The organism is Pseudomonas sp. LAMO17WK12:I10 (assembly GCF_900215185.1).
Classification (GTDB): domain Bacteria; phylum Pseudomonadota; class Gammaproteobacteria; order Pseudomonadales; family Pseudomonadaceae; genus Aquipseudomonas; species Aquipseudomonas chlororaphis.
On sequence record NZ_OBDX01000011.1, the window covers coordinates 163,163 to 188,197 of the forward strand.

The 25,035-nt window shown below is 67.5% G+C and carries 19 protein-coding genes; 2 read left to right on the plus strand and 17 right to left on the minus strand.

The annotated features are described in order from the left end of the window. Positions 1-18: 18 nt before the first annotated feature. From CRO75_RS14505 to CRO75_RS14580, 17 genes are all read right to left on the minus strand, one after another. On the minus strand, positions 19-4,722 hold the full coding sequence (locus CRO75_RS14505) for a right-handed parallel beta-helix repeat-containing protein (RefSeq protein ID WP_097136308.1): 4,704 nt from the start codon (positions 4,720-4,722) through the stop codon (positions 19-21). Between the two features lie 13 nt (positions 4,723-4,735). Next, positions 4,736-7,105, minus strand: coding sequence for a hypothetical protein (locus tag CRO75_RS14510; RefSeq protein ID WP_097136314.1), 2,370 nt, complete (start codon positions 7,103-7,105; stop codon positions 4,736-4,738). Next, positions 7,102-9,765: a hypothetical protein gene (locus CRO75_RS14515; protein ID WP_097136321.1), complete on the minus strand. Its 2,664-nt coding sequence runs from the start codon at positions 9,763-9,765 to the stop codon at positions 7,102-7,104. Before CRO75_RS14515 ends, CRO75_RS14510 begins: the two co-directional genes overlap by 4 nt. Continuing rightward, positions 9,765-12,326 carry a baseplate J/gp47 family protein gene (locus tag CRO75_RS14520; RefSeq protein ID WP_097136329.1) on the minus strand — a complete coding sequence of 854 codons (2,562 nt, stop codon included), beginning with the start codon at positions 12,324-12,326 and terminating at the stop codon, positions 9,765-9,767. Before CRO75_RS14520 ends, CRO75_RS14515 begins: the two co-directional genes overlap by 1 nt. A gap of 12 nt (positions 12,327-12,338) precedes the next feature. Then, entirely contained in the window at positions 12,339-12,725 is a 387-nt protein-coding gene (locus CRO75_RS14525) for a GPW/gp25 family protein (RefSeq protein WP_097136335.1), read from the minus strand. A 2-nt stretch (positions 12,726-12,727) separates the two neighbouring features. Beyond that, the gene (locus CRO75_RS14530) at positions 12,728-13,054 is read right to left on the minus strand and encodes a hypothetical protein (protein ID WP_097136341.1); all 327 of its coding nucleotides are present in this window, start codon (positions 13,052-13,054) and stop codon (positions 12,728-12,730) included. Then, positions 13,051-13,635: a phage baseplate assembly protein V gene (locus tag CRO75_RS14535; protein ID WP_097136347.1), complete on the minus strand. Its 585-nt coding sequence runs from the start codon at positions 13,633-13,635 to the stop codon at positions 13,051-13,053. The genes CRO75_RS14530 and CRO75_RS14535 overlap by 4 nt, the downstream gene beginning before the upstream one ends. After that, the gene (locus tag CRO75_RS14540) at positions 13,635-14,780 is read right to left on the minus strand and encodes a hypothetical protein (RefSeq protein WP_097136354.1); all 1,146 of its coding nucleotides are present in this window, start codon (positions 14,778-14,780) and stop codon (positions 13,635-13,637) included. Before CRO75_RS14540 ends, CRO75_RS14535 begins: the two co-directional genes overlap by 1 nt. 62 nt (positions 14,781-14,842) lie before the next feature. Beyond that, on the minus strand, positions 14,843-15,115 hold the full coding sequence (locus CRO75_RS14545; protein ID WP_097136361.1) for a hypothetical protein: 273 nt from the start codon (positions 15,113-15,115) through the stop codon (positions 14,843-14,845). Positions 15,116-15,123: 8 nt separating this feature from the next. Beyond that, on the minus strand, positions 15,124-15,792 hold the full coding sequence (locus tag CRO75_RS14550; protein WP_097136366.1) for a hypothetical protein: 669 nt from the start codon (positions 15,790-15,792) through the stop codon (positions 15,124-15,126). Beyond that, complete coding sequence (locus CRO75_RS14555) at positions 15,789-16,052, minus strand: hypothetical protein (protein WP_097136371.1); 264 nt, start codon at positions 16,050-16,052, stop codon at positions 15,789-15,791. The genes CRO75_RS14550 and CRO75_RS14555 overlap by 4 nt, the downstream gene beginning before the upstream one ends. Then, positions 16,049-18,160, minus strand: a complete 2,112-nt coding sequence (locus CRO75_RS14560; protein WP_239990585.1) for an ATP-binding protein — start codon at positions 18,158-18,160, stop codon at positions 16,049-16,051. Before CRO75_RS14560 ends, CRO75_RS14555 begins: the two co-directional genes overlap by 4 nt. 38 nt (positions 18,161-18,198) lie before the next feature. After that, positions 18,199-19,332: a Pvc16 family protein gene (locus tag CRO75_RS14565; protein ID WP_158539495.1), complete on the minus strand. Its 1,134-nt coding sequence runs from the start codon at positions 19,330-19,332 to the stop codon at positions 18,199-18,201. Positions 19,333-19,370: 38 nt separating this feature from the next. Beyond that, on the minus strand, positions 19,371-20,228 hold the full coding sequence (locus tag CRO75_RS32845; protein WP_158539496.1) for a hypothetical protein: 858 nt from the start codon (positions 20,226-20,228) through the stop codon (positions 19,371-19,373). Beyond that, positions 20,225-20,962 carry a hypothetical protein gene (locus CRO75_RS14570; protein WP_143503931.1) on the minus strand — a complete coding sequence of 246 codons (738 nt, stop codon included), beginning with the start codon at positions 20,960-20,962 and terminating at the stop codon, positions 20,225-20,227. Before CRO75_RS14570 ends, CRO75_RS32845 begins: the two co-directional genes overlap by 4 nt. A 9-nt stretch (positions 20,963-20,971) precedes the next feature. Beyond that, entirely contained in the window at positions 20,972-21,490 is a 519-nt protein-coding gene (locus CRO75_RS14575) for a phage tail protein (RefSeq protein ID WP_097136385.1), read from the minus strand. Positions 21,491-21,502: 12 nt separating this feature from the next. Beyond that, a complete protein-coding gene (locus CRO75_RS14580) occupies positions 21,503-23,431 on the minus strand; it encodes a phage tail sheath C-terminal domain-containing protein (protein ID WP_097136387.1) in 1,929 nt (642 codons plus the stop codon). 772 nt (positions 23,432-24,203) lie between these two features. Here CRO75_RS14580 and rfaH point away from each other — a divergent pair. After that, on the plus strand, positions 24,204-24,719 hold the full coding sequence (rfaH, locus tag CRO75_RS14585) for a transcription/translation regulatory transformer protein RfaH (RefSeq protein ID WP_097136389.1): 516 nt from the start codon (positions 24,204-24,206) through the stop codon (positions 24,717-24,719). A gap of 151 nt (positions 24,720-24,870) precedes the next feature. Continuing rightward, positions 24,871-25,035: helix-turn-helix domain-containing protein (locus CRO75_RS14590; RefSeq protein ID WP_143503925.1), on the plus strand; the 165-nt coding region annotated here is incomplete at its 3' end.

The following is a 25,035-nucleotide window of genomic DNA, read 5'->3' on the forward strand; positions in this document are numbered from 1 at the left end:
GGCGGTGGTCATGTCCCGTTACTTGGCTTTCTTCGGCGTGCTCTTTTTGCCGGCCGGCGGGTGGCGGGGGGGTGTCGCGGGCTTCGGCGGTGCCGGCGGCTCGGGCGGGGTCGATCCGAGCAGGCGCTTGGCCATGGTGATCAGTTTTTGCGCCAGTTCCTCACTGCCGAGGATCCTGGCCAGGGTATTCGGGTCGGTCTCCAGGATGCCCTCCACGTCGACAATGCGGGCGGCCTTCAGTTGCTTGCGCGTTGTCTCGTCGAGATCGAGTTGTTCGAGGGTGGTGCGTCCCGGCTGCGCAGGTGGCGCTGTCCAATAGATCAGCGTGCCGCCGACCGCCACCGACCTGGGCACCACGCGCACTGGCACCACCAGCGTGGTTTGCAGTCGGGCGTCGGGCGCGAAGCGCAGCACGGCCTTGTCCAGCAGCAGCTCCTTGCCGGCGAGGTCCAGCACGCGGGCGAAGAGCTTGCCTTCCTTGGCCAGCGCTGCGGTGCGCGATTCATCGTAGGTGGCGCTGAAGAACCCCGTGGCATCGCTGCGCCCAACGCTCTCGACACGGCTGCCGTCGGCCCTCGCCAGCTCGATCAGGTGTTCCGACAGGCCCTGGCCGCGGTCGTTGATGAAGCGGCCGCTCAGGGTCGATCCGCCCGCGGGCGCCGACGGCGCCGAGACACTGAGGGTTTGCGCGCTGACCCGCAGAATCCGGTTGACCCGCGCGCCGGCCTGGCCTTGCGCCACGAGCGCCAGCGTGGTCGGATGCTCGGCGCCGCGCTTGAACGCCATGCGTGCCGCCTCGACCTGGTAGGCCCTGGTGGTGGCGACCTGGGTGGCGTTGACATGGCTGATGGCCGTGGCCATGTTCTGGTGCATCAGCGTCGTCAGTTCGTCCGGGCTGAAGGACTCCTGGGACAGCGTGCCGCCAAGCTGCTCGGCGTTGGCTGCCAGCACACTGGCGAGGAATCGCCAGAGGCCCGAGGGTTGCGCAAACATCCGGCTGCAGGCTTCGGCGTCCAGCACCTGGTTGGGTTGGTCCACCGTCGGTAGTGGGTTGGCCCCGGCGATCGGCCGCGCAACGATGCAGTGGTCGGCCTGATTCAGCGCCGTCATGTTCATGCGGATCGCCATCGACAGCAGCGAGATCGTCCGCGTGGCGTCTTCGCGCAAGCGCGAGGCTGTCGCGCGCAGGCTGTCGGCTATCAGCACGGCGTTGGCGAAGAAGGGGTCGCTCCGGTAGACCGCCGTGGTGTTCGAGGCATAACCCAGGTCGTCGATGGACAGCAGCGCCTGCGAGGTGATTGAGCGGTTGACCAGACCCAGGCGTACATAGTTGTCGTCGAACAGCGTCTCGCCGCCGGGCAACGCCTGCTCGGCAACCCCGGCAAAGCGCCCCTTGCCGGTACTGGCGCCGGGCTCGAACGCTAGGTACGCGCCGAACCTGCGGGCCAGCAGGTGGTGGATGCCGCCGAGATTGAGGATCAACACGCCGCCCACGGCGGTGTCGAGGAAGCCGAACAGGCCGCTGAACTCACTGTTGAAGTGGTTGTTGGCCACCGACACCGGGCCGAACGTGAAGGCGCTCAGCGCACGGCCGGCCGGTTGGTCGATGCGGTTGTCGTGCATGCGCAACGCGGTGTTGCGGCCACTGGAGGTGGAGAGCCGGCGGGTGATCGCGCCGGCGAAGCGGACGTAGATGCCGCCACGGATGCCGGCGTTGCGGTTGTTCTCGAAGTCCGCCGTGGTCGCGCCGTTGGCGGCGAGCACGTTGTCGGTGATCTCCAGGTTGTCGCCGTAGCCGACGAAGACTCCGCAGGCCGGGTCGGCGGCGCGGGGGCCGTTTTCATAGATGTGGTTGGCGCTGATCCGCGCCGATTCGACGATGGCCAGCGAGATGCCGCCGCGACCTATGAACTGCGCCTCGGCCAGCAGCGCCTCGGTGAACGGGTTGAGCAAGTTGTGGTGCAGGCGGTTGTTGAGGATCACCAGGTCGCGCACCGGGTCGGTCGAGCGCAGTAGCGGCGTCAGCGCGAGATTGAGCAGCGCCGCGTCGATGTAGGCGAGCAGCGCGGCCTTGGGGTCATTGCTAGGGATCGCCCGGGCCTGGCCTTTGAGGTCGGCGCCGGGGCGTGGCGCGAAGCCGATGCCCGACAGGCCCATCATCGAGATGTCGTTGGCCTCGATGGTGATTTCATGGAGGAAGCCGCGCGCGGCCGTCCTGTCGCGCGCGGCGAGGGTGACGGCGTTGACCAGCACGCCTTCGTCCCGCGCCTCTGTGATACGCAGCACCCTATAGGGCGGCGACACGTCCAGCCGGTAGGCTCCGGGTGCGGCCTGGATACTGGCCATGCCTTGCGCGTCGCTGCGGTCGGTGGCGATTTCCTCGGCTTCCAGGTACAGGTCGACGTCGGGCAGCGGCCGGCCTTGCTCGTCCTGCACCAGGGCGAGGAACTGCCCGTTGGCGGTGAGATTCACCGCCGCGGGGGCCGTGGCCGGATTGTCGACTGCCGTGACGCGCGGTGGCTCGCTCGGCGGAGCGGGCGGGACGTCCGCCGGGTCCAGGTCGCCGCCCAGCGTGATGCCATTGCCGGCGCCGCCGGCGATAGAGTTCTCCAGGATGCGCACCCGCTCTGAACCGGCGCGTACATGGATACCGCAAATGGCGCGATAGGGTTGCTTGGGCGCCAGTTGCGCGACGAGGAAGGTCCAGGCCGCGAACGCGTACTGCTGCACCAGTATCGGGAACAGGTAGAGGATTTGGGGGCGCGCGCAGGGGTCGGCCGGGTCGCGTGTCGGGTCGTCGTCGGGTTCGTCCGGCGCATCGGGTGTCGGGTCGACGAAGGGCAATAGCAACAGGGTGTTGCGCTCGATCAGCACGTCGTCGGCAAGCACCGAGATCGTCGCACGGCCATCGACCGTGTCCAGCAGGTGCAGGCGATTACCGACGATTGCCAGATCGGCGGCGTTGCTGACACGGACCGCGTTGGTGCGCGCGATCATGCGGTTGTCGTGCAGGCGCAGATGCTGGCAGCTGTGTTCAGCGCTGCCGTCGATGCGCACCGCGATACCGTCGTAGGTCAGCAGGTCGAGATCGCAGACCTCGATGCCGATGCAGTCGACGAAATGCAGGATGGGTTGCCCGCGCGTCTCGGTGTGCGGCAGCACCAGCGTGCGCCAGGTGCAGCCGTGAATCTTGACGTTGCGGCGGCCTTCCAGGCGCAGGTTGGCGCGGTGCAATCCGGGCAGCAGGCACAGCTCGCCGCCGGCTGCCGGCAGGTGGGCGGCGGCCTCTTCCAGCGAGTTGAAATCGCCGAAGCTGGACAGCCCGTCGCCGACCAGGAAGGTGCAGCAGATCTTCTGGTTGGTCAGCGGGCGAAAGCGCTTGCGGCAGTCTTCGATGCTGCCGCCGAGCTCGGTGTCGCCCTGCGCGGTCCAGTTGATTTCGGCCAGTGGCACGCGGTGGTAGACGATGCCGGTGGGCGGCGCGGCGTCGATCAGCACCTGCGGATTGGCGATTTCGCCGGCGCGTACCTTGAAGGTCCAGTAGTCGCCCGGCTGGTAGTTGCCGGCGGCCGGCGCGTCGAAGGCGAGGCGGATGCCGTCGCGCAGCTCGACCGGGTTGGCGACGTCGGGGAAGGCCGAGACATCGGCGATGCCGTTCCACAGGCGCAAGAACACCGAGTCGGTGGTCGCGGGCAGCGTGCCGAAGCTGGCCGGTGCGGCGAGTTCCAGGTCGTGGTCGGTGTTGAGGGTGGCGGTGCTGCCGTATACCACTGTCCAGGCACCGATCAACGTGTCGTATTGCAGCGCTTCGAGGTAGAACTCGGTGAGACCCGAGTTGACGATGGCCGTGCGGCCGGCGTCGATGATCACGCGGTCGGGATCGCTCGTCAAGTCGAAGCGCCCACGGCCGGCCAGGCCGCCGTTCCACTGGCTCCACTTGAAGCGTGCCGGCGTTGCGGGCGGCATATCGGCGATCTCGATGCGGTACAGGCAGTGCTCGAAGCCTATGTAGCCACCGCCGCCGACCACCGGGCAGTCGCCGACTATGGCCTGCACCGGCACCAGCGATGCGCTGAGCCGGCCTTTGGCCGATGGGTCGTCGCCGAGCTTGGCGATGCTGCTGCGGCAGTCTTCGCCCGCGGCCAGGCGCAGCAGGCGGAGGCGGAAGTTGACGAAGGCGCGCTCGCAGGTATCCGGCCCGCCCAGCGCGGGCTCGATCAGCCGCTGCGGGTACTGGAAGCCGTGCAGGGCCTCTTCCGAAACCTCCAGGATCACTGCGTCGCGGGTGCCGTCGGCGATTTGTTGCGGTGTGGGCAGCGGGTCGGCCAGCGGCGGGCCGAAGTAAGCCGCGAGGCGCGCCACCGGTGCCAGCGGATCGGGCGGCTCGCCGGCCAGGTGAGTGAGGATGCCATCGGCCCAGGCGCGGCCGGGGCGCAGCCTCACCCGCACCGCGCCGTCGATCAGCGCCGCCGATTCGACCCGAAAACCCTGCGGCTCGGCGGCTGGCACCGCGCAGACACCGGCGCCGATAATGTCGCGCCCGGCTTGGCCGTGCCAACCCAGTTCGAGCAGTTCGCCCTCGCTCAGGTCGGCATCGGTGGTCACGCGGCCTTGCTGGTGCAGCACGCCGCTGAGGTTGCGCAGCACGCCGTCGGCGGGTGGGTTCACCCCGCGCTCGTGTTCGTGGGGGTCGAAGTTCAATACCGAGAAGTCGCCTTGCATGGCTTTCCCTTCCTTATGTCACTGGCACGATCAGCGGTCTCACGCCCACTGGCATGAACTCGTGTAGCCGCACGTGCAGATTGGTCCATTTGTGTGTTTCGAGGAGAAAACCGAAGGCGCCCATTGCATCGTCGTCAGGCCCGAGTTCGCGCACCCGGCGGTCGGTCTCGCGCCGCAGTTGCGCATAACCCGGGTCGTGGAAGCGTTCGGAGGTGAAGACCATGCGCGCGTCCGGCGCATGCACACAGAAGTGGTTGGGCGGCAGGCGGTCGCCGTCGCCGCTGAACGCGCTCCACTTGATGCAGCCGCGCTGGTTGTCCAGCACCTCGAAGCGCTGCGTGAAGAGGCCGCCCAAGCCGCCGGCCTCGGCCACGCGTATCGGGCCGAAACAGGTGAGACCGTCGAAGTCGAGTGCGGCCGCCCAGCCGTTCACCGGGTCGCTGGCGGCGGCGATGGCGAACAGTCCCGTTGCTGCGTCGTTGAGGCCCAGCCCGGCGTCGACGATGCTGTCCTGGATGTCGAGCCGGTAGCGCTCGTCGAGGGCCATGCTGCCAGTGATCGAACGCTGGATCACGATATCGGGGGTGGGCACGAAGGCGGCGACGTCGTCCGGGTCGCTGAAGCCATAACCGTCGACCAGCCGCAGCGCCGGCTGCATGGGGGCGCGGTTGCCGTCGCGCAGGCTGTGGCCGCCCGGCGCGAGCGTGCAGCCGATAATCTCCAGGCGCGCCACCGCGGCGCGGTCGATCAGCGCCTGGCCAGCGGGGAAGGGCGCGTCCTGGTCCGGCGCGATGTACAGGCCTTCGAGCCGTACCTGGGGTTCGAAAGGCGTGGCTGAGCCGGCGGCGACCGGGCGCAGCGACAAGGGTTGCGCCAGTAACAGGATGGGTCGGTGATCGCCGGCGGCGCGAATCGTCAGTGACTGCGCCAGGCGCAACGACAGGGTGCCGTCGGTGGCGGTGCCGGGCAGCAGCGACAGGTCGATGCGGTGCACCAGGCTGTCGTGAATCTCGATGACCACGGGCGCGGCCACGGCGGCCAGGCCGTCCAGCGCCGCTTGCAGTGTGATGCCGCCGCCGACCTCACCGACGTGGCGCAGCTCCACCGTGGGCGCGAGCGCCGGGAAGTGCCGCGTCAGCGGATGCGCGCCCACAGGCCCGGCGGCGCCGTAGGTGAAGCTGGTGAACAGGCGCGAGACGAGGCTGCCGTTCTCCGACACGATCAGCTCAGCGGCCTGCGCCGCCGTCTCCAGTCCGACCAGCACACGGCCGATGTCGGGGTCGATGACGATCTCGCCGCTGCGCAGCGGCCGGCGCAGGCCGCTTTCCCAGGCACAGAGGTTGTCGCCACGGAACAGCCACTGCCATTCGCTGAGCGGCGCCGGCGGCACCAGCAGGGGCGCCAGGGTGTGCGGCATGAACAGGTGCAGGCCGACGTCACCGAGGTCAAAGCCGCTCGGCGGCGCGGTTGCGGCGTTGTAGAAGTCGACCTGCACATAGGCCTCGGGATGGCCCGAAGGTGCATGACTGGTCAAGCGCGCATCGAGCATTGGCCCCGGCACGGCGTCGGCCTCGGTCAGCGGCGAGACCACGCCTCCCGAGGTGCCCGCGCGCAGGAACCCGGGGCGGCTGGTATTGAATAGGCGCACCGGGATGTCCAGCGGATGCAGGTCGAAGCGCAGCGCGAACCGCGCCAGGTCCGCGGGCTGAGGGCCGAGGTCGATGCTCGCCTTGGCCAGCGGCAGGACCCGCGGCAGCCGATAGGCCGCGAGCCGCCAGAGGAAAATCGCCAGGTTGGGCAGGTTGACATGGCGGGTATCGTCGAACGCGGGTTTCACATCGGCGGTGTAGGCGAAGTGGTCGAACGGGGTGCCGAGTAACGTCAGTGCGGCGGGGTCGCGGATCGGCGCGGTGCCGCTACGCGGCACATGGAAGCGGGTCAGCCCGGGGGCCGCGTAGGGTGGCTCGCCGCCGGCATCGGGCCGCGGGTGGTTCAGGTGCTGGGTCCAGCCGAGGTTGGCCCGCAGCTCGACGCCACGGCAGGCCCAGCCGGTGAGGTTGACCGCCAGGCGCTCCATCGCCCCCAGGGTGCCCTTGCGCCGGCGCAGCGCGATGGTGTCGGCGACATCGGCGCGCAAGGTGCGCGGCTCGCCCTTCAGGTGCGTGGTGCCGAGCAGATCCGCGAGGTAGGCAATCACCCAGTCGTCGCAGGTGTCGATGAACAGGTCCTGGTAAAGCTGCGCAATGTCTTGGTGCAGGGCGCCGAACGGCCCTTCGATAGCGCCCAGATAGGCGCGCAGCTGGTTCGGCGGCGCGACTTCGGCGTCGCGCGTGCGATAGATCTCGGGCAGGCGCTCGAACAGCGGGACCCTGGGCGGATTCATGCGTATTCTCCCGCGCAAGGTTCGGCCACCGAGGTCAGCGTCAAATGCTGCGTGGCGAGTTGCAGCAGCTCATGCGGGCTGCACGGCAGCACTTGAGCCTGTGCCCGTGGCGTCGCCGGCAATGGCAGGGTCTGGGGATCGCCCACCCCGGCCGCGAACAGCCCGAGCGCCGAGAGCTTGCACCAGAGCACCCCCGGCACCTGCTGCAAGCGGCCTTCGATGCGGCTGGCGTACTCGTGCTCGCCCAGGCGGCGTGCCCGCAGGCCGAACAGGCCGCTGCGTTCGTTAGCGGCATCGCCGGCCAGGCCGAGGGCGGCGCGCAGGTCGGCCTCGACGTCCTGCTGCCGGTAGCCCGGGTCGCGGGCATAGCTGAGGTCGATGAAGGCATAGCGCGCCAGCGCCTGCTGCACCACCAGGGCAAAGCGATCCGGCCCACGGCAGCGCTGCGCATGCGCCAGCGTCGCCCGCACCGCGCTGAACTCGGCCTCGCGCCCGGCTTCCAGCAGCACGCGCAGGATCACCGCCGGCACGCCGGCATGCAGGTCCCAGGCGGCGGCCGCGGTGACCACGCCGGGCACCCCCAGGGTCTCGGCCTCGTAGTCGCGGATGCTGACCAGCCGCCCCAGGCTCTGCACCTTGCCCGGCGCCGCTTCGCGCGCCTTCTCGGGGGCCTCCGGCGCGGCGCCGCCGGACACCAGGCCGGCCAGCGACAGCCTGTCGAAGCCCGGCGGCCGCTCGCTCGTGGTGGGCGTGGCCCCGGGCTTGATCGCGCCGTGCGCGCCGACGCCACTGCGGTAGACGGCGACGACGTTTTGCAACCCGGACGGCAAGCGCGCCCCGGTCTCGCCGTCGCCGAACTGCACGAAACTCTGGCCTTGGGCATTTTCCCGGACGATATAAATCTGTTCCTGCGCGCCATGGCCATAGAAGGCATCGACGCGTGTCCAGCGGCGGCCGTCGACCCACACCTGGAGTTCAGGTGTCTGCGCTGGGAGGCCGCCTGCGTAGATAAAGTAAGTCAGTGGTGATTTTGGCAGCACGAAGGTCTGCCATGCCTGGCGGTGGTCGCCGTTGCCGAGTACCGCGTCGCGCTCGGCCTTGCCTTGCGAGGCATCGACCAGGTTGCCGAACACCGTGACGCTGGGCTCGGCCTCGTCGAAGTCGGCACGGGTGAAGGGCGAGGGCGGCCGGTCGAAGTTCAGCGACCACAGCTTCGCGATGTCCGGCGTTGACGCGGCGAAGCTGGCCGCGTTGCTGGTGCAAAGCAACTCAACGCTGCGCCCGTCGGGATGGGTCAGGTACAGCCGCCGCCCTGCCAGTACCCTGGCCTGCGCCGCGGTGCCGTAGAAACGCAGCGCGCCGGTGCCGCTGGCGAAGGCGTTGCCCGAGGGATTGCTGACCGGCTTCAGGGCGAGCGGCGGGCTCGTCACCTCATGGATGAGGTAGGCGCGCACATCGCTGGAGGGCGAGCCAGGCATCACATGCTTGACCAGCGGCTGGTCCAGAGTCAGCAGCGTGCTCGCGCCGTTGAGGTTGCCGAAACCGATCGTGCGGGTTTGCACTTCGACGATACGGCGCACGACGCTCAAGGCCACAGGTGCGGTGACGCTGCTCGTGCCGACGCGGGTTTGCACTATGACCCGGGTGCCCGCTTGCAGGTCGTTGATTGGCCCATCCAGGGGGATTGAGGTTGCCGTGAGTTCGATCGAGGCGCTGGTATTGCTGCAATCGTGGTTGGCATAAACGTGCCGCTCGAAGTAAGTCTGGGACTCCAGCGCGCCGACGATTTCGCTGCTGTTCTTCTTGCTGGTCACCGTTCTGGCCGGTGCGTTGTGGCCAAAATGGCGGAATGAGCGATTGACCCGGTAGGCCGCCACCGGTTGGTTCCAGGCCTGCAGGATGGGGGTGTCGAGGTCGACGATGATGCGCCCGAGCAGGCGCGTGAGCTGCTTGACCTTGACCACCTGCGTGGCCTGCTGCTGGGTCAGGGTCGAGCCGCTGGAGGTCCAGCCCGGTTCCGGCGCTTGCAGCAGCAGGCGGTCGCCGACCTTGAGCTCGAAGGCGGCGAGGCTGGCGGTGTCGCTGGCGCCGTCCACGCCGACAATTTCGAACGAGGTAGCGCCCGCGCCCAGCGTGCCGGCATAGGCCCGCGGACGGTACAGGTTGAAGCGGCCGAGGTGCGGCCAGGTGCTGAGTCCGGCATCGGTCTGGAAGTCAGCGGGGGCCGCCAGGTCTGCAAGCTCGACCTTGACCGCAAACCCCGCGTGAAGGGTCACCGGCTTGTCGCCGCGCGCCTCGAAAGCCAGCGTGGCGCGCCCGCCGATGCCCGGAACGAGGCGGTAGCCGGTAAGGCGCACCAGCTCGGCGACGCTCTCGCGCCAGGCGGCGGTGCGCAGATAAGCCTCGTTTGCATAGTGCTCCTGGTAGAAGCTGAGGATGTCGCCGAGGAGGGCGGCGCCTTGCAGCAGCGCGATGCCGGGGTCGTCGGCTTCGCGATGGGTCCAGGCGGCGAGCTCGGGCGCGGCGTCGATGCCGCGCGTCATCGCTTCCACGAAGTCGACGTAGCGGCCGATGCGGTAGGCGATGCGCGGCAGCCCGGGGCGGTTGTCGGCGCGCCGGGGGAAGACAAAGGGGTCGGTGATCAGCGGGTTGCAAGGCATCATCGTCTCCCGCCCTGGACGTCGAAGCGGATCAAGCCGCGTTCGAGGTGGTCAGGGTCGTTGGCCAGCAGCAGGACTTCGTCGAAACCGATCTCCAGCACCTCGGCACCGGGCACGCCTGGCTGCGGGGCCGAGAAGCGCTTCATGCTGATGCTCACCCCATGCTCGATGCCGGCGATTGCCTGGATGCGGCCCTCGATAAGGCTGCGGTGCAGGGCCTGGCCGAATGTCCATTGATCGGGGTGGAAGAAGCCGCGCCGACCGTCCGAGGTCCAGCCGTTGGAAAACTCCTGCTCCAGCACAAAGCGCAGGTCTTCGCGCCAGTAGGCTTCGGCGGCGCAGACCACCACGCGGATTTCCAGCGGCACGTAGCGCGGCGGGCGCAGTTCGAGGTCCTCGCCGATCAGGCGTACCGCTTCGAGGTGGTCGGCAATGCGCGGGCGCAATTCAGCCCATAGCGCGTCCGAACGCTCATCGCCCAGCGCGGTGAAGCCGAGCGGGTCGATGGCGATGCGTACCGTGCGCCAGCTGCCCGTCCAAGCGTAACGTGCCACCGCGCGCGCGACACCCGGCACTTCTTCGGCGCGTTGCACATAGTCCGCCAGCGTCACCGCCCGCAACTGCCGGGCGCGGAAGGCTTCGGGTGCGTTGCGGCGGATGCGCTCGAGCGGTTCCGGGTCGCGCCCGTCGGTGACGTCGAAGGGGTTGGTCGCCGCGACTATCGCCGCGCCCAGGGCCCCGGTTAGTGGCTGGACGTTGACCAGTTGGTCCGCGCCGATGTTGCCGGTGTGGCCGCCGCCGACCTGGTACTCGGCATGCACCTGCGCATCGTTCGGCAGCAGGCGCCCGTTGCCGCCGTTACCGAAGCGCAGCACGCTGCGCCGCTGCTCGTCGGTCTCGACCATGTAGTGGTCGCCGTTCTCCGCCGAATCGTCGCTGTGCACCAGGCTCTCCACTTCATCCCAGGTTTCGCGTGCCGCGCCGGGCGATTCGACTTCAAGCCACAGCGTCGAACGCGCCGGCTCCTCGCCGGTCGGCGCCGTGCCGTGGCGCGGCGGCAAAAAGGCCAGAGGCCCTTCGTCGGGCAGCTCGGCGAGTACCCAGTCGCGGCCATTGCCGTAACGGTCCAGGCGCTGGTAGTGACGATGCTTGACGGTCTCGGTGTCGCTTGGCAGCAGCGTGCCCGGCTCGTGGAAATGCACCTGCAGCGGTCGGCCCTGGTGCACCGTCACGAGGTTGCCGTAGAACAGCGACACGTTCTCCACGCTGACGGGCGGCGGGCCGGGGCAAAAGGTGGTGAAGCTGTAATCGAAGCGCAGTGCGTCTTCCTCGCGCCAGTGCACGCGGACGATCCAGGTGTTCGTCACTGGGTCGAAGATCGATTCGGCGGCGCCGCGGTCGCTCTGGTTGCCCGGCAGCAACCGCAACAGCTGCCGCTTCGCGCGGCGGCGCCCGGCCTTGGCGCCGGTCAGCGGGTTCAGCTCCTCGGCAATCAGCATCTCGCGCCATAGGCCGTTGCGTACCAGGTCACGCAGTGCATCGGCCTCGACCTGCGAAGCGAGGCCGCTTGGCAGGGCGATGTCGGCGCTGGTGCTGCCGGCGGCCAGGGCCGGCTGGGCATTGCGCCACGTGTGCAGGCGCAGGCGGTTCAACAGCGGGTCCAGCCGCTGGCGCTGCGCGGGCAACAGGCGGCGCTGGCGGCTGGCGAAGAACACCGCATTGTCTTGCGCCGGGTCGCTACCGGTCCAGGCCACCAGCTCCTGGTCGTCCAGGGTGAACGGGGCTTGGCCAGCCACCACGTCCAGCGCGAGCCAGGTACTGGCCTGGTTGCCCTCGTGCACATGGTAGTCGACCAGCCTGGCGTGCCGCACGAGCGACACGCGCTTGCGCGCGCTCGCCAGGTAAGCCTCGACCATGACCCGGTCCTGGAAGTCGCTCAGCTCGTCGGCGGCGGCGGCGAACAGGTCGATCAGCACCTGGTCGTGGTCGGCCTCGCTGGTACTGGCCCAGCCCGGTACGCGCTCGGCCATCGCCACCATCAGCGTGTGGCGGAACGAGTCGTAGTCCTTTGCCAGGTAATCGATTGCCGGGTTGGGCGCCGCAGGGCGGCCGGGTTGCGGCGGGGCGCAGTCATTGGTGAAGCAGCCAGGGCGGAACTTGAAACCGATACTGCTGAAGAAGGGATCGATCAGGCTCGCGTTCCAGACCAGGTCGAGCCGGTAGGTCGAGTAGTCGCCGACGGGCGCGATGCGCAGCGACAGGCGCGTCGCATCGATGCCCGTCACGGCGGTGACCTGCACCTGTCCGGACGCATTGCCGGCGACGATGCGCGAGCCGCCACGGATACGCAATACCTGGCGCGCACGCACCGGGTCGCCACCGATGTCGGCGAGGATAGCTGCCAGGTGCAGGCCGTTGAAGAACCGCAGGTCGATATCGGCATGGTCCGGGTTCGGCCCCGGCGGCAGCGACACCAGCGCGAGTTTCAGTCCGTCGAGGCCGTGGCTTTGCAGCGCGTCCGCGCGGTCGTCGACCAGATCGGGAAAGGTGATGGCAGCCATGACGGATGAACCCTAGCGAGAACTGCGCTGGAAGGTGACGACGCGTGAGTCCGGGCTGCCGGCGGGCCGGTATTTCACCGTCAGCTCCACCGTCGCCGCGGCGTCGTCCCAGGCGACATCGATCAACTCGACGGTGAGCCGGTGGCCCAGCCAGCGCGACAGCCCATGGGTGATCCGCGCCTTGACCACGCCGCGCAACGCTTCCGACGCGGGCTCGAATACCAGCTTGCGCACGCCACCGCCGAATTCCGGGAGGAACAGGCGCTCGGCGGGGCTGGTCAGCAGCAGCTGGAGCAACTCGTCGCGTACATGGGCGTCATCATTCGCCGGCGCGGCGGTGCGTCCGTCGCCGCCGATGCGGAACGGGAACCCAAGGTGTCGACCATTGGAAAGCGCCATCCTCATATCCCCTTGGCTTGCTGCTGGACCTGCACGACGATGGCCATGCCCTGTGGAACCTGTGCCGCGTTGAGGCACAATCCGACGCTGTTTTGCAGCAGCACCGGTACGTTGTGCAGCGCGGTCTGCGTGGCGGCCGTCAGCCAGCGGATCGACACACAGGGCGAGTAGGCAACCGGCGTGAACGGGCAGGCGACGATAGGATGCACGTCGGTTTGCAGCAGCATCGGCGCGCCGTCGACCAGCGCCTGGGTGTTGCTCGTGATGAGCTGCGCCATGCCGCCGTGGGGGCATATGACGGTGCTGGCGGTGGTGAGGATCGGGATCATGGCGGTACTCCGAAGCTCATCGCCCCGTTTACCAGGCTGACGCCGGCCAGGCCGACCTTGATCAGCCCGTTATTCAGCGAGATGTTCTCGTTGCCGATCCTGATTTCGCAGGCGCCGCAGCTGATCACAATCTCGCTGGCGGTGAGGGTGATCGTCTTGGCGATGGTCGGGTCGCCGTGCACGATCTTCACCTCGTTCGCCTCGTCGTCGAGGATCACCTTGTGGCCTGCTTCGGAGACGATGACCCGCACGCCCTGGCCTTGCGGCTCGGGCCGCTGGCCGCTGGCCCACCAGGCGCCCGACCAGATCGGGTTGTCCAGCTGGCCCGCCTCGAACTCGATCCACACCCCCGAGCCGACTTTGGGCAGCAACACCATGCCGTGACCGTCGCCGGCGAAGGGCGCGGCCGGCAGGGCCCAGCCGCAGGTCTGCTCGCCCAGCACGGCAGGCACGGTGGCGCGGATGCGGCACTGGTTGTCCGGGTCGTCGACATCGCTGACGATGCCGCGGTACTTGCCGAAATACCTTGCGCCGACGCGCTCGACCAGTCGTTCGACGGTGCTTTCCATCAGGTCGGTCATCAGAAGATTCCTCCATTTACCGATACCGCCCATTGCAGGCCGCCACCCAGCGCTTCAGCGACGGCCGCCTCCGAGACCTCGGTCACCGAGTCGGTCTTGGCTTCCAGCTCCTGGGTGTACAGCGACGGCGTGATGCGGTGGACCACCTTGGTAATCAGATAGTCGCCGCTGTAGGGCGTGGCGCCGACGTCGACCCGTACCTTCTGGTAGGGCGTCAGCAGGCCGCCATAGCAACCCGGAATCACCTGGCTGGTCAGTACGTAGATATAGCCATTGCGCCGCGCCTGCGCGGTGGCCGCCGACGCGGGGTCTTCGCGGGTGTTGTCCGACGGGTTCAGCAGCCGCCGCGGCGTGAGGTCGGCAGGTAGCGCCGGCAGCGTGCGCATCAGGCCGAGGTCTGCCGCGCTGGTCTCGAAGTGCGTGACACCCTGATCGTCGACCCGCAGCACCTGGGCCTGGGTGCGCTCGCCACCTTCGGGGTCTTGCATGACGCTGGCGTTGGTCAGGTTGCGGCTCTCGCCGACCAGCACCAGAGGCGGCAGGCCCGCCGCGTCCGCCGGGTCGGCGAGGAAGCAGCCGATGCTGGCTCCGCGCCGGTCACCCGGTAGCACGTAGGCATGGCGGTCGTTGGCCTTCGCCAGCTCCCGCAGAAATTGCAGTACGGTGCCGCGCCGGGTGGTGGTCTGCGGCGAGGCCTGGGTGGCGTCGATGCGGGTATCGCCGATCTGCTCGAAGCGGCCGAACAGCTCCGTGGCGATATCGCTGGCCTTGCGGTGTTCGAATGGCGCCTCTGTTTCCTCGTCGCGATTGAGAAAGGCGCTGTCGTCGCGTACCACCAAGGTCGCGGCGCTGCGGCCGGGTTGCGAGTCGAGCGCGGCATCGACGCTGACCAGCGGGCCGTCGATCAGCGGCACGAAGCGGCCATTGCCGATATCGATTTCGACCCGCACCCGCGAAAAAAGCGCGCTGCTGTCGCCGGGCCAATGCAGCCAGACGCCGTTTTCATCCAGGCACAACACCATGCGCAGCTGCGCTTCCCAGCAGGCATCCATCTCCTGCGTGACCTGGATTTCCTCGATGCGCCGCAGTTGCTCTTCGCTTGCAGCGTTGTCACCAAACCAGACGCGCCAGTGTTGTTCGGTCATGGCCATGCCTCCCACGGGGCCGCGCCAAGGCACGGCAGGGGCGAAACGAAGGGGGATTGATCTCAGTTCCGCGGAACGACAAGGGTGTCGCCCGGTGCGGCGACCAGGGTGCGGCTGTCGAGCGCGGTGTTGGCGTCGGCCACATGCCAGAACTGGGTCGCGTCGCCGGTGCGGGCCTGGGCGAACAGATCGAGGCGATCGCCCGCCTGCACCCTCTGTGGCTCGCCGCCCATCGGCGTCAGGTAGCGTAGCTTCAGGGCGACCACGGCTTCGCCGGTCGAGGTGCGAGTCTCGACAGTGGCAACCTTGGCGTAGCGCGAGTTGGGCAAGAACATGCGGCCTCCTAGAGCGGGATGAATTCAACGATCTGCCCGGCGGTGTTGGCCAGGTTGGCGATGGCCTGGGCTTGCTTGGCGATGCTCGAGTATTCGAGCGCGCCCTTGGCCAGCAGGTCGTCCGAGCAGTCATCCACCGAAATGACACTGAGCTGGATATCGACTTCGGCACGGGTCGGATTGAGGATCGCGTCGTACTCAAGCTCGGCGATGCTCATCGAGTCGATGGTCACCGGCAGTACCCGCGTAAGGCCCCAGATGAACAGGATGCGCGGGTACTTCTCCCGGGGGATCGGCTGGGCCGGCGGCTCGTCGCCGCCACCTCCGAGCGCATCGCCTATCGCATCGAGGGCGGCGCCGAGCAGGCCGGCGACCTTGCCGCTGGGCAGCACCATCTGCTCCAGCGCCGCGAGCTGCGGCCCGATGCCGAACAGCTGCGCCAGCGCCTTGCCCTCATCGAGCATGTCGGCGGCGCTGAAGTGCGCCTTGAAGCTGATTCTCTCGAACGTCTTCTCGCCCGCCTGGGCGGTTTCGCGCCGGGTGGGGCCGGTTGGCCGTGGCGGAATCTCCAGCGTGCGCGACAGCGACTCCGGGTTGAACTGGAAGATGACCACATTGGGGATCGGCCCGATCAGGCCGCTGCCGTATTCGATCAATGCGCCGCGCAGCAGGCTCATGGTTGTTCCTCCCGCAGACGACCGGCGATGCGCTGCGCGATGTCCGTGGCCAGGGCCTCGGCGTCGGGCGAGGCGGCGCAGGCGAGGCGGCCGGCATCCAGACACGCGAGCGGCGCATAAGGCTGCTGGGCCAGCGCCCGGGCCAGCGCTGGCCCCAGCAGGCGGGCGAGCGCCTCGGCGGTGGCCGGCGAGACGCCGCGCAGGTCAAGTTCGAGCGCATCGATGTGGAGCCGCCGGCGGGCAGCGCAGGGCGCGGTCATCGTTTAGTCCTTTGGGCGGCGACCAGCGCGGCGTAGGGGCCGAACTGGTCGAGGCTGTTGGCACGGTCCAGCTTGTCGTACTCGCGTTGCAGCGCCTGCATCACGGCCGGCATGCCCAGGCGCCGGGGCGCGCCCTCGGCCGCGCTTTGCAGGCAGGCGTGGAAGACGATGCCGCGGATATGGCCGCCAGCCAGGGCGAAACGCTGCGCGAGGAACTCGAAGTCGACTTCGCTCGCATCGACCCCGGCGGGGATCACGCTGTGCCAGATGCGCAGCCGTTCGGCCGGCCCCGGTAACGGGAACTCGACAACGAAGCGCAAGCGGCGCAGGAACGCCTCGTCGAGGTCCTTTCTGCGGTTGGTGGCGAGAATCGCCAGGCCCTTGAAACGCTCCATGCGTTCGAGCAGGTAGCTGATCTCGAGGTTGGCGTAGCGGTCGTGTGCGTCCTTGACCTCGGTGCGCTTGCCGAAGAGGGCGTCGGCCTCGTCGAAGAACAAGATCACGTCCGCCGAGTCGGCGGCATCGAACAGGCGGCGCAGGTTCTTCTCGGTCTCGCCGATGTACTTGTTGACGACCTGGGACAGGTCGATGCGGTACAGCGGCAACCCGAGCTCGGCGGCGAGTGCCTCGGCGGCCATGGTCTTGCCGGTGCCCGGTGGCCCGGCGAAGAGGGCGGCGAGCCCGCTTTCGTTCCAGGCGCGCGCGGTGCCCCATTCGTAGTGCACGCGGGTCAGGTTATTCATGGCCGCGACGATTTCGTCGATCTGCACCGCCTGTGCCGGCGGCAGCATCAGCTCGCCGCGGGCAAAACGCGGTTCGACGATTTGCGCCAGGCTGCCCAGGTCGAGGTCGGCACGCGCGGCGGCGAACAGCTCGGCGCGGCTGGGCAACCGAGCGAGTGTCGCCAGCTCCGTGCTCACACGGGCAATCGCCGTCTGTTCATAGCGAAAGCGCCGTGCCAGTTCGGGCAGCGCCGGGGCGAGCGGGGTGTCGGCCAGTCGTTGCCGCCAGCAGCCGAGCCGCTGGGCGTAGCTCAGTGGCGGCACGCTGATGGCCGGTAGTGTCGTGCCCAGCCCGGCTAATGTGGCGCGATCGTGCACGCCGACGAACAGCATGAGCGCCAGGCCCGGCAGCGAAGGGGCCATCAGCCCGCCTTCGTGGGCGGCGCCGGCACTCAGGCTGTCCGCCGACAGGTACACGGCACAGCCGCGCAACCAGGCGGTGCAGAGCGCTTGTGCCAGGTACTCGCGCGGCAGCGCGGCGCTGAGCCGCACGGTCGGCACGCCGGCCCGCTCGGCGCAGGCTGCCGCCACTTCGGCGAGGGGCGCGCCGGGCACGCCGATCACCGGCACGATGTGCATGCCGTGGCTCCCGGCGGCGCCGCGCAAGTTCGCCAGCACGGCGCCAATGCGCGCGCTGGTCGCCGGGTCCAGGCTCTGCGGCAGCCAGGATAGGCTGATCGCCTCGAGCGCCGGCGGCAGCTCGCTTGGGCTGAATAACAGTTCGCGGGCGACCATCGACGGCACTGAAAGCGCGCTCTGCCAGTCGTGCGGCCCCAGGTCTGGAGGACCGGCGAGCAAGCCATGGCGCAGCAACGCATGCGCCGGGTCGAAGCACCGCAGCAGCTCGTCCGGCGCGTCCCACAGGCGCTGTGCCAGCGCGAGGGTAGGGGTGCTGCGCGACGGTTCGTTCAGGCAACTGGCGATCACCGGGCCGGCGGCGCTGTCGACGCTGGGCAGCAATGCCATCGCCAGCACGAAACACTCGACCGGCGCGAGCCCCAGGTGCTGCACGACCCAGCCGAAGGACCCGCGGGCGCTGTCGGCCGCCGCCGGGGGCGCGGCCATGGCGATGCGCTCGCTCAGGTAACGCGCGGTGATGTCCTCGGCGAAAAAGCCGCGTTTGTCGCGCTCATAGCGCAGCAGGTCGAGCGCGGCCAGCGCCGCGTCCACCGGTGGCGGCAGAGGTGTGTCCCCGATACTGGCTGTGCCTTGCAGGCTGCGTTCGCGCCACAGCCAGCAGACCTCGCGGCGCAGCCGCAGCGTGACCTGGCCCAGCCAATACTGGGCCAGCGCATCCTGGCCGCGCACGCCCGGCAGGAACGCCACCGGATCGGCGACGTCGTACGCGGCGAGCGGGTTGATCGTCATGGCACCACCACGATGGGGCTGGCTTTCGCCTGCTGGTTGTTCACGCGCAGGATGACCCGGTAGCTGCCCGCCGGCACCGCCGCCGCGGCACCGGGAATCGCCAGGGACTGCTGGTCCGGGGCCGAGGTGGGCGTGTCGAACAGGTGCACCGTCACGCCGTCGGATTCGCGGTAGAACAACACCATTACGTCGTCGGAGGCGCTGCCGAGCAACAGGCCTTGCAGTTCGAGGTTGCCGGCGACCAGCGCGGCGCTGTGCAAGGTCGGCAGCAGGCGCGCGGCCAGCAGGTTGCTCGAGCGCGTGCGTGTCGGCGACAGCCGGCGGTGCGCGACAAGCGGCATCTCGCCGGCCGACAAGGTGCCGCCGGACGCGATGGGGGTGCCGGGGCTGCCTTCGGCAGTGACCACGAGCCGGTCGACCTGGCGCTCGACGATGGTCAGCGGCACGTTGCCGAGCACCACTTCCATGCTGCTGGCGCTCAGGTCGTCGCCATACAGCGTCAGCGTCGCGCCGACTTCGAAGGTGGCGGGCTCGAGCCGCTCCAGCCGGGCGCCGAGCGACGGGATCACCGCGATCCGCACGCCGTCGCGACCGATAAGCGTCTCGGGCGCGGTGCTGTAGTCGACCCCCACCAGCAGCGAACCGCGCGGCAGGCTGGGCGGCACTATCATCACCGGGCGCATTTGAAAGGCCACCGAGAGCCGGTAGCGTTCATCGGTGCCCTGCATGGTCTTGGACAGCAGGTCCGCGTTCGACTCGTCGAAGCTCAGCTTCAGCGGCTCGGGATTGTTTTCCAGCGCAAGCTGCACATCCAGCGGCACCAGTGGGTCCAGGCGCAGGAAGTTGAGGTCGTGCAGCGCCGCCATGCCACGGCCCAGCAGCTCGTGCGCGGCGGCGCTGTCACTGCTTTCGGCGGTGTCGAAGGCGGTTAGCAGAAACTTCAGCACCAGCCACAGCGGAGGCGGTTCGCCGTCGCGCAGCGACAGGTTGCGCAGGTGCGGATCGAAGGCGGTTTCGTAGAGGAACAAGTTGAGTTTCTCGTTGGTATCGTTCCCGGCTGCATCTTCAGGCTTGCCAATCGAGACCTCGAAACCGCGACGGATCAGGTGGTCCTGGAGCAGGAGCGTCACGGCGCCGATCGCCCTGCCAGAGTCAGCGAGTGCCATGGTCAGATACGGCGCAATGCACGCCGCGCGAGGGCGCTGCGTGGGGCCGAGGCGGCTGCGCCGGCATGTGGCGCGGCCGCGGGCGGTGGCAATGGGCGGGCCAGGGTCTGTGCCGCCGGGACCTCGACACGCAGGTGAATCGCGCCGATGGATATGTCGACTCGTTCGTCGCGCGGCGAGGGCGGCGGGGAGGATAGCGGCGCGAAGGCCGTCTGTACCAACACGGCCGCTGCGTCGCGAGGTGCATCGTGCAGCGCCTCGACAGACTGCGCCACGGGATGCGTCGGCGCCTGCGCGGGCCTGCTGGCGCGCGGCTCGCTGGCCACCCTGGATAGCGGTTCCCATATGACAGACTGGTCGGCCAGGTCCACAGTCGCCAGGGGTTCTTGCCCCGTGGTGCCCGGCGGTTCGGAAGGCGCCAGCAGCGGGTCGGCCGCTAGCCAGTGCATGACCGCCCGCACCCGATCATGGCCCGGCGGCTGGGCGAGCGGGGTATCGTGCTCGGTGGGCGAGGCGGCCGCCACCGGTGGTTGCGCGGCGGCGGGCAGCGCGTCCTTGCCCCTGGCCTTGTCGCGCGGGCGACCAACGGCCGCCGGGGTGGCGATGCCGGGGGGCGCCGGCCGGGCTGCCGGCACGTCGGGCTCGGGCTCGGAGTGGCGCTCGAGGTTGGCCGCTGGGTTCAATGGCCGGGCCTGGTCCTGGGTCGTCAGCGCGGCTGGCGGTTGCGGGGCCGGTGCACTGCGCTGGAGATCTGTTTCGAACAGATCCGCGGCGCTCGCCGGCGGCGCTGGGTCCGCCGGCGCGGCAGGGCCGACCGCCAGGCCGCTGGAACGCAGCAGTGCGCCGAAGTAGTCGCTCATGATTGCTGCTCGATAAATGCCAGGTACTGCGCGCGGCGTGCCGGCGGGATGGCCAGCACCTGCGATTCGCTCCAGCCATAGTGCGACGCCAGGCCATGCACCGCGCGCAACAGTGCCTGCTGGTGCGCGCCGAGCCGGGCCAGCGCCGTTGCGTCGAGATCGACCGGCACCTCGTTCATGGCCCCGCAGGCTGGGCAGCTGCATGACACCGCGAAGGCCACCAGTGGGTCTGCCACGGCGATCGATTCGGCCAATCGCGCTTCGTCCTGTGGCTGGACCTGCCCGTCGGGCAGGAGCGTGTCGAGCATCATGCGCACCGCCTCGGCACGTGAAGCCGGCCGGGCGGCACGCCACTGGCGCAGGTCGCCGCCGGTAGGGCGGCGCAGCGTCACCGAGCGCTGCCCGTCGAGCAGCACCCGGATCGGGGTCGCGTCGTCCGCGCTGGCGACCAGCGCCTGCAGCGGCAATTCGAACTCGAAGGTTTCGCCGCAGGCAAGGTGCGCGCAGCGGGCCGTGAAGGAAAACGCCTCGGCCCGCTCGGTCGCGGCGACCAGGCGCAGCAAGGCCGAGGTGCGGGCACTGACCGGTTGCGACCACCAGAACGCCGGGTCGCCGTGCTCGGCACATTGCGCGAGCAGCCGGGTCACGAGCTCCGGGCGGTTTTCGTCGTTGAAGTCCAGGTCGAGGTCTACCGCTTGGCCGAACGGCCGCACGTTCAAGGGAGGCTGGTGCATGGCTTGGGATCACCCTGCGATGGCCGGCTCTGCCGGTTCGGAGACATCCGGGTCGCGCTCCCAACCCTCATTCTCCAGCTTGAGCGTTTCGATCGCGATCGCGTTGGCATTGGCGTCAAGATCGGGTAGCGCCTGGAACTCGGACACCCAGCAACGCAGGATCTTATAGGTAAGCACCACCTGGCCGGTCTCGTTGTAGACCTCAAGGATCAGGTCCTTGCGAAAGTCCTTCAGGCTCACCTCGGCACCGAGCCCGGTGTTCACGTGCCAGACCTTATTGGCCCAGGCCTCGAATTCGGGGTCGTGGGTGATGCCGCGCTCCAGCGTGATGGCCTCGTACTTGGTGCGCCCAGGCGACTTGCGCGAGGTCGAGGGGTCGCCGCCTTCGCGGTGCTCGACCACCTCGGTGCTGCGCTTGAGCGCACCGACCTTGCTGACACCGGCGACGTAGCGACCGTCCCATTTGATACGGAATTTGAAGTTCTTGTAGGGATCGAAGCGATGGGTGTTGACGGCGAACTGGGCCATGATTCGACTCCCTTATTGCAGATCGCCAGCGATCTGCTGAATGGTGATAACGACGAACTCCGCCGGTTTCAGCGGTGCGAAGCCAACCTGGATGTTGACGATGCCGAGGTTGCGGTCGGCCTGGGTCGTGGTTTCCTTGTCGCACTTGACGAAGAAGGCTTCCTGCGGCGTTTTGCCCTGGAACGCGCCTTGGCGGAACAGGTCGTTCATGAACGCGCCGAGGTTGAGGCGGATCTGCGCCCACAGCGGTTCGTCGTTGGGCTCGAACACCACCCACTGCGTACCCCGGTAGAGACTTTCCTCGATGAAGAGCGCAAGGCGGCGGATCGGGATGTACTTGTACTCGTCGGTGTGGGCATCGGCGCCGCGTCCCGTGCGCGCGCCCCAGGACACCCGGCCGTAGGCCGGGAAGCTGCGGATCACATTGATCCCCTGCGGATTGAGCTGGCCGTTCTCGATGTCGTTGATCGGCAGCGTCACGTCCAGCACGCCGTTCAAGGTCGCGTCGGTGCCGGCCGGAGCCTTCCATACGCCACGCTGTGCATCGGTTCTCGCATAGATGCCGGCCAGGGTTCCCGAGGGGGCCATCGCACGCGGGCGCAATCCGTCGAGCGGATCGACGATGCGCACCGGCGGGAAGTAGGTGGCGGCGTTGCGTGCGCTGTTGCTCAGGCTGTGCAGCATCGACTGCACCCAGGCCCCGATCGCCGTGCCGGGCGTCGCGAGTGTGCGGTTCGACGGCGCGTCGACGATGTAGAAGGCGCGTTTTTCCACGCACAGCGAGACCGCCGCCGGAATCAACCCGGCTTCCTGTCCGGCGGTCATATCGAAGGTTTCCGGGATCAGCAGCAGGTTGAACAGATCGACGTCGCGCAAGGCATAGATGCCGGTCTTGGACAACTCCAGTCCGAGCAAGTCGAGGGCGCCGCCGCGCGAGCCGTCGGCGCCGGCATTGCTCGGCGCAACGTTGGCGAGCGCGACCGGGCGATGCTCGGCCGCGCCGGTGAATTCACGGCCACCGTTGGCCAGGCCCATATGGATGACCGCGGCCAGGCCGCCGAACGAGCCGCCGGCGATGACGACACTGGAGGTCTCACCGGGCGTGAGCGAGCGCAGCGTCAGGTGGTCGCTGCCCGCGCCGCCGTCGGCGCCGGTTTCCACGACCTCGAGGCGGACGGCCAGGCCGGGCACCGCATCAATGGCGTCCTCCGCCTCGGCCAGGAGCGTAGCCATGTCGGGCCAACTGGTGTTGGCCAGCGTGATCAGGAAAGGCAGTGTGCCGTCCAGGGTACCGCCCAGGGTTGCATTGCTGGCGGTCAGCGGGGCAAACGCTGCCGAGAGGTCGCCGCTGACCGCAAACCCGAGCTGGGTGAACGCGGGCAGCATCGCGTCGCGGGTCACCCGTATCGCCGCCGAGGCGTGGTTGACGACCGACTCGACGTACTGTGCCGAATTCGCGTCCATGCTGAGGTTGCGGTGTGTCTCGATCGGCACCGCTGCGCCACCGCCCGGTGGCAGCTGTGACACGATGAGGTTGAAGTCGGCGTCGATGTTGCGTACGCCGGTGTGCTCGACCGTGATCCGCAAGTCATTTCCCCAGGCTCCGGGGGTTGCTGCCGCGACCTGCAGGACGTCGTCCGCCGCGCCGTTCTGCAAGGTCCACCCGGCAGTGGCGTGACCGGCAGCCACGCGCACGATCAGTGCCTGCGTGCCGCCATTCATGAAAAACTGCCGCACCGCATAGGACACCGGGCTGTCGCGATCCAGCCCACCGTAGCCGCGCTCGAAATCGGCGAAGCTGGTGATGGCCACGGCCCTGTCGGGCACGCCCTTGCGCGTATAACCGACGAAAGCGGTGATCGAGGTCGCGACGCCGGTGATGGTGCGTACTCCGCTGGCTTTTTCGACGATGTAGACACCGGGATAGCTGACTTGGACCATGACGCCGGCTCCTTTGCTATACAGAGACCCCACCCTGGGGCAAGTCCGGCACAGACTTCCCTGGTGGGGCTGTTGGTATGGATGAGTTCATGAGTTGGAAGACCGGGATATAAACAGTGTCTGGCACTTGGCTGCGGATCGAGCCTGCGTATATTCAGGCAGGCTCTAAAACATATATCAATCAAGCCTATATACAGTTAGTTGCGACCTGGTTAATTACCGCAAGGTATAAAGCCGTTCAGCCAATTGTTTGCGTACGTATCGGAATTCAAGTAGGCAAATAAAGCGGGGCAGAGTGGTCATCAATTTTTCAATAAGGAAGACGGGCCTGACCGAGCGCGACCTATTGAACTGATGGCCTGCCAAGTGCTTATGATCATTCACCCTTGAGTAGCAGCAAGCTGATGATATAGAACGAGTTATCCAGAAAATATGGTAGGCAAGGCTACCGCGGCTCGCCGCTGCACAATGGGGGCGAATAGTGCAGGACTGGAACGTGCGTATTAAAAAACTGACACAGTTCCATCTGCTATAGTTGATGGCAATTTGCCTTCGGTTGGTCGTAGGGGTAGAACAAAGTTCAAGATAGTTCGAGTTGCAGGTAGTGCAATTTTTTCCACAAGGCGAAGCGATATTTTCCGACCAGCGGATAGGCCGGAAAGCACTTGGCGCGGAACTTGTTTTCTTCACCCTACCATTAGTCGGTCAAACAGCCTGGGTAGATGGAAAGAACTAACGTCAGGGAAGGATTTGTTCGTGCCAGGGACAGCTAATGAATCGGCCAATAGATCTACCCGATATCGCTTGGTACCTCGTGCAATGCAAGTCGCGTCAGGATCAGCGAGCGCAGGAGCATCTGCTTCGCCAGGGATTCGACTGCTTTTGTCCAGCCATGACCTGCGAAACCATCAAGGGGGGGCGATTCAAGCAGCTCACACAACCGATGTTCCCTGGTTATCTCTTTGTCCATCTACACGCCCAGGACAATTGGACCGCGCTACGCGCGACCCGCGGTGTGAGCAAAGTCGTCAGCTTCTCCGGTCAACCATGTCGCGTGCCGGATGACATCATCGGACACCTTGTCCAACGTTGTGCTATTGCCACCGTATTCAAGGCGTTTAATCCGGGCGACAAGGTCCAGGTCAAGGTGAGCTCCGATGCCGAGATGTCCGCGATTTTCCTTGCCGTGGATGGCGAAGAGCGGGTCATGCTGTTGCTGAACATCCTTAATCGTCAGCAACAGATCCGCGTACCGTTATCCTATTTGGTGGGTCGAGTAGCGATGTAGACATAAGCATGAGGATGATGGCGGGTAGTGGCTAATACTTAATTTAACTGATGGGCGATATCCGTCGTTCATGAATCCTTCAACGACCTTAGAAGGTGTAGACAAAATAAACTAAAGTTACCATTTCTTCTGCCTGGACAGCCTCGAAGTCATGCCTAGAATCGGACGCCCGCCCGCGATTACCGCAGAGCAGTACCCAATGCTAGTCAAGCTTGCACAAGCCCATCCCTTCTCCAGCCAAGCTGAATTAGCGGATGCATTCCACGCTGAAACGGGTATCACCGCTCATCCCGACACCTTTGCCAAAGCCTTGAAG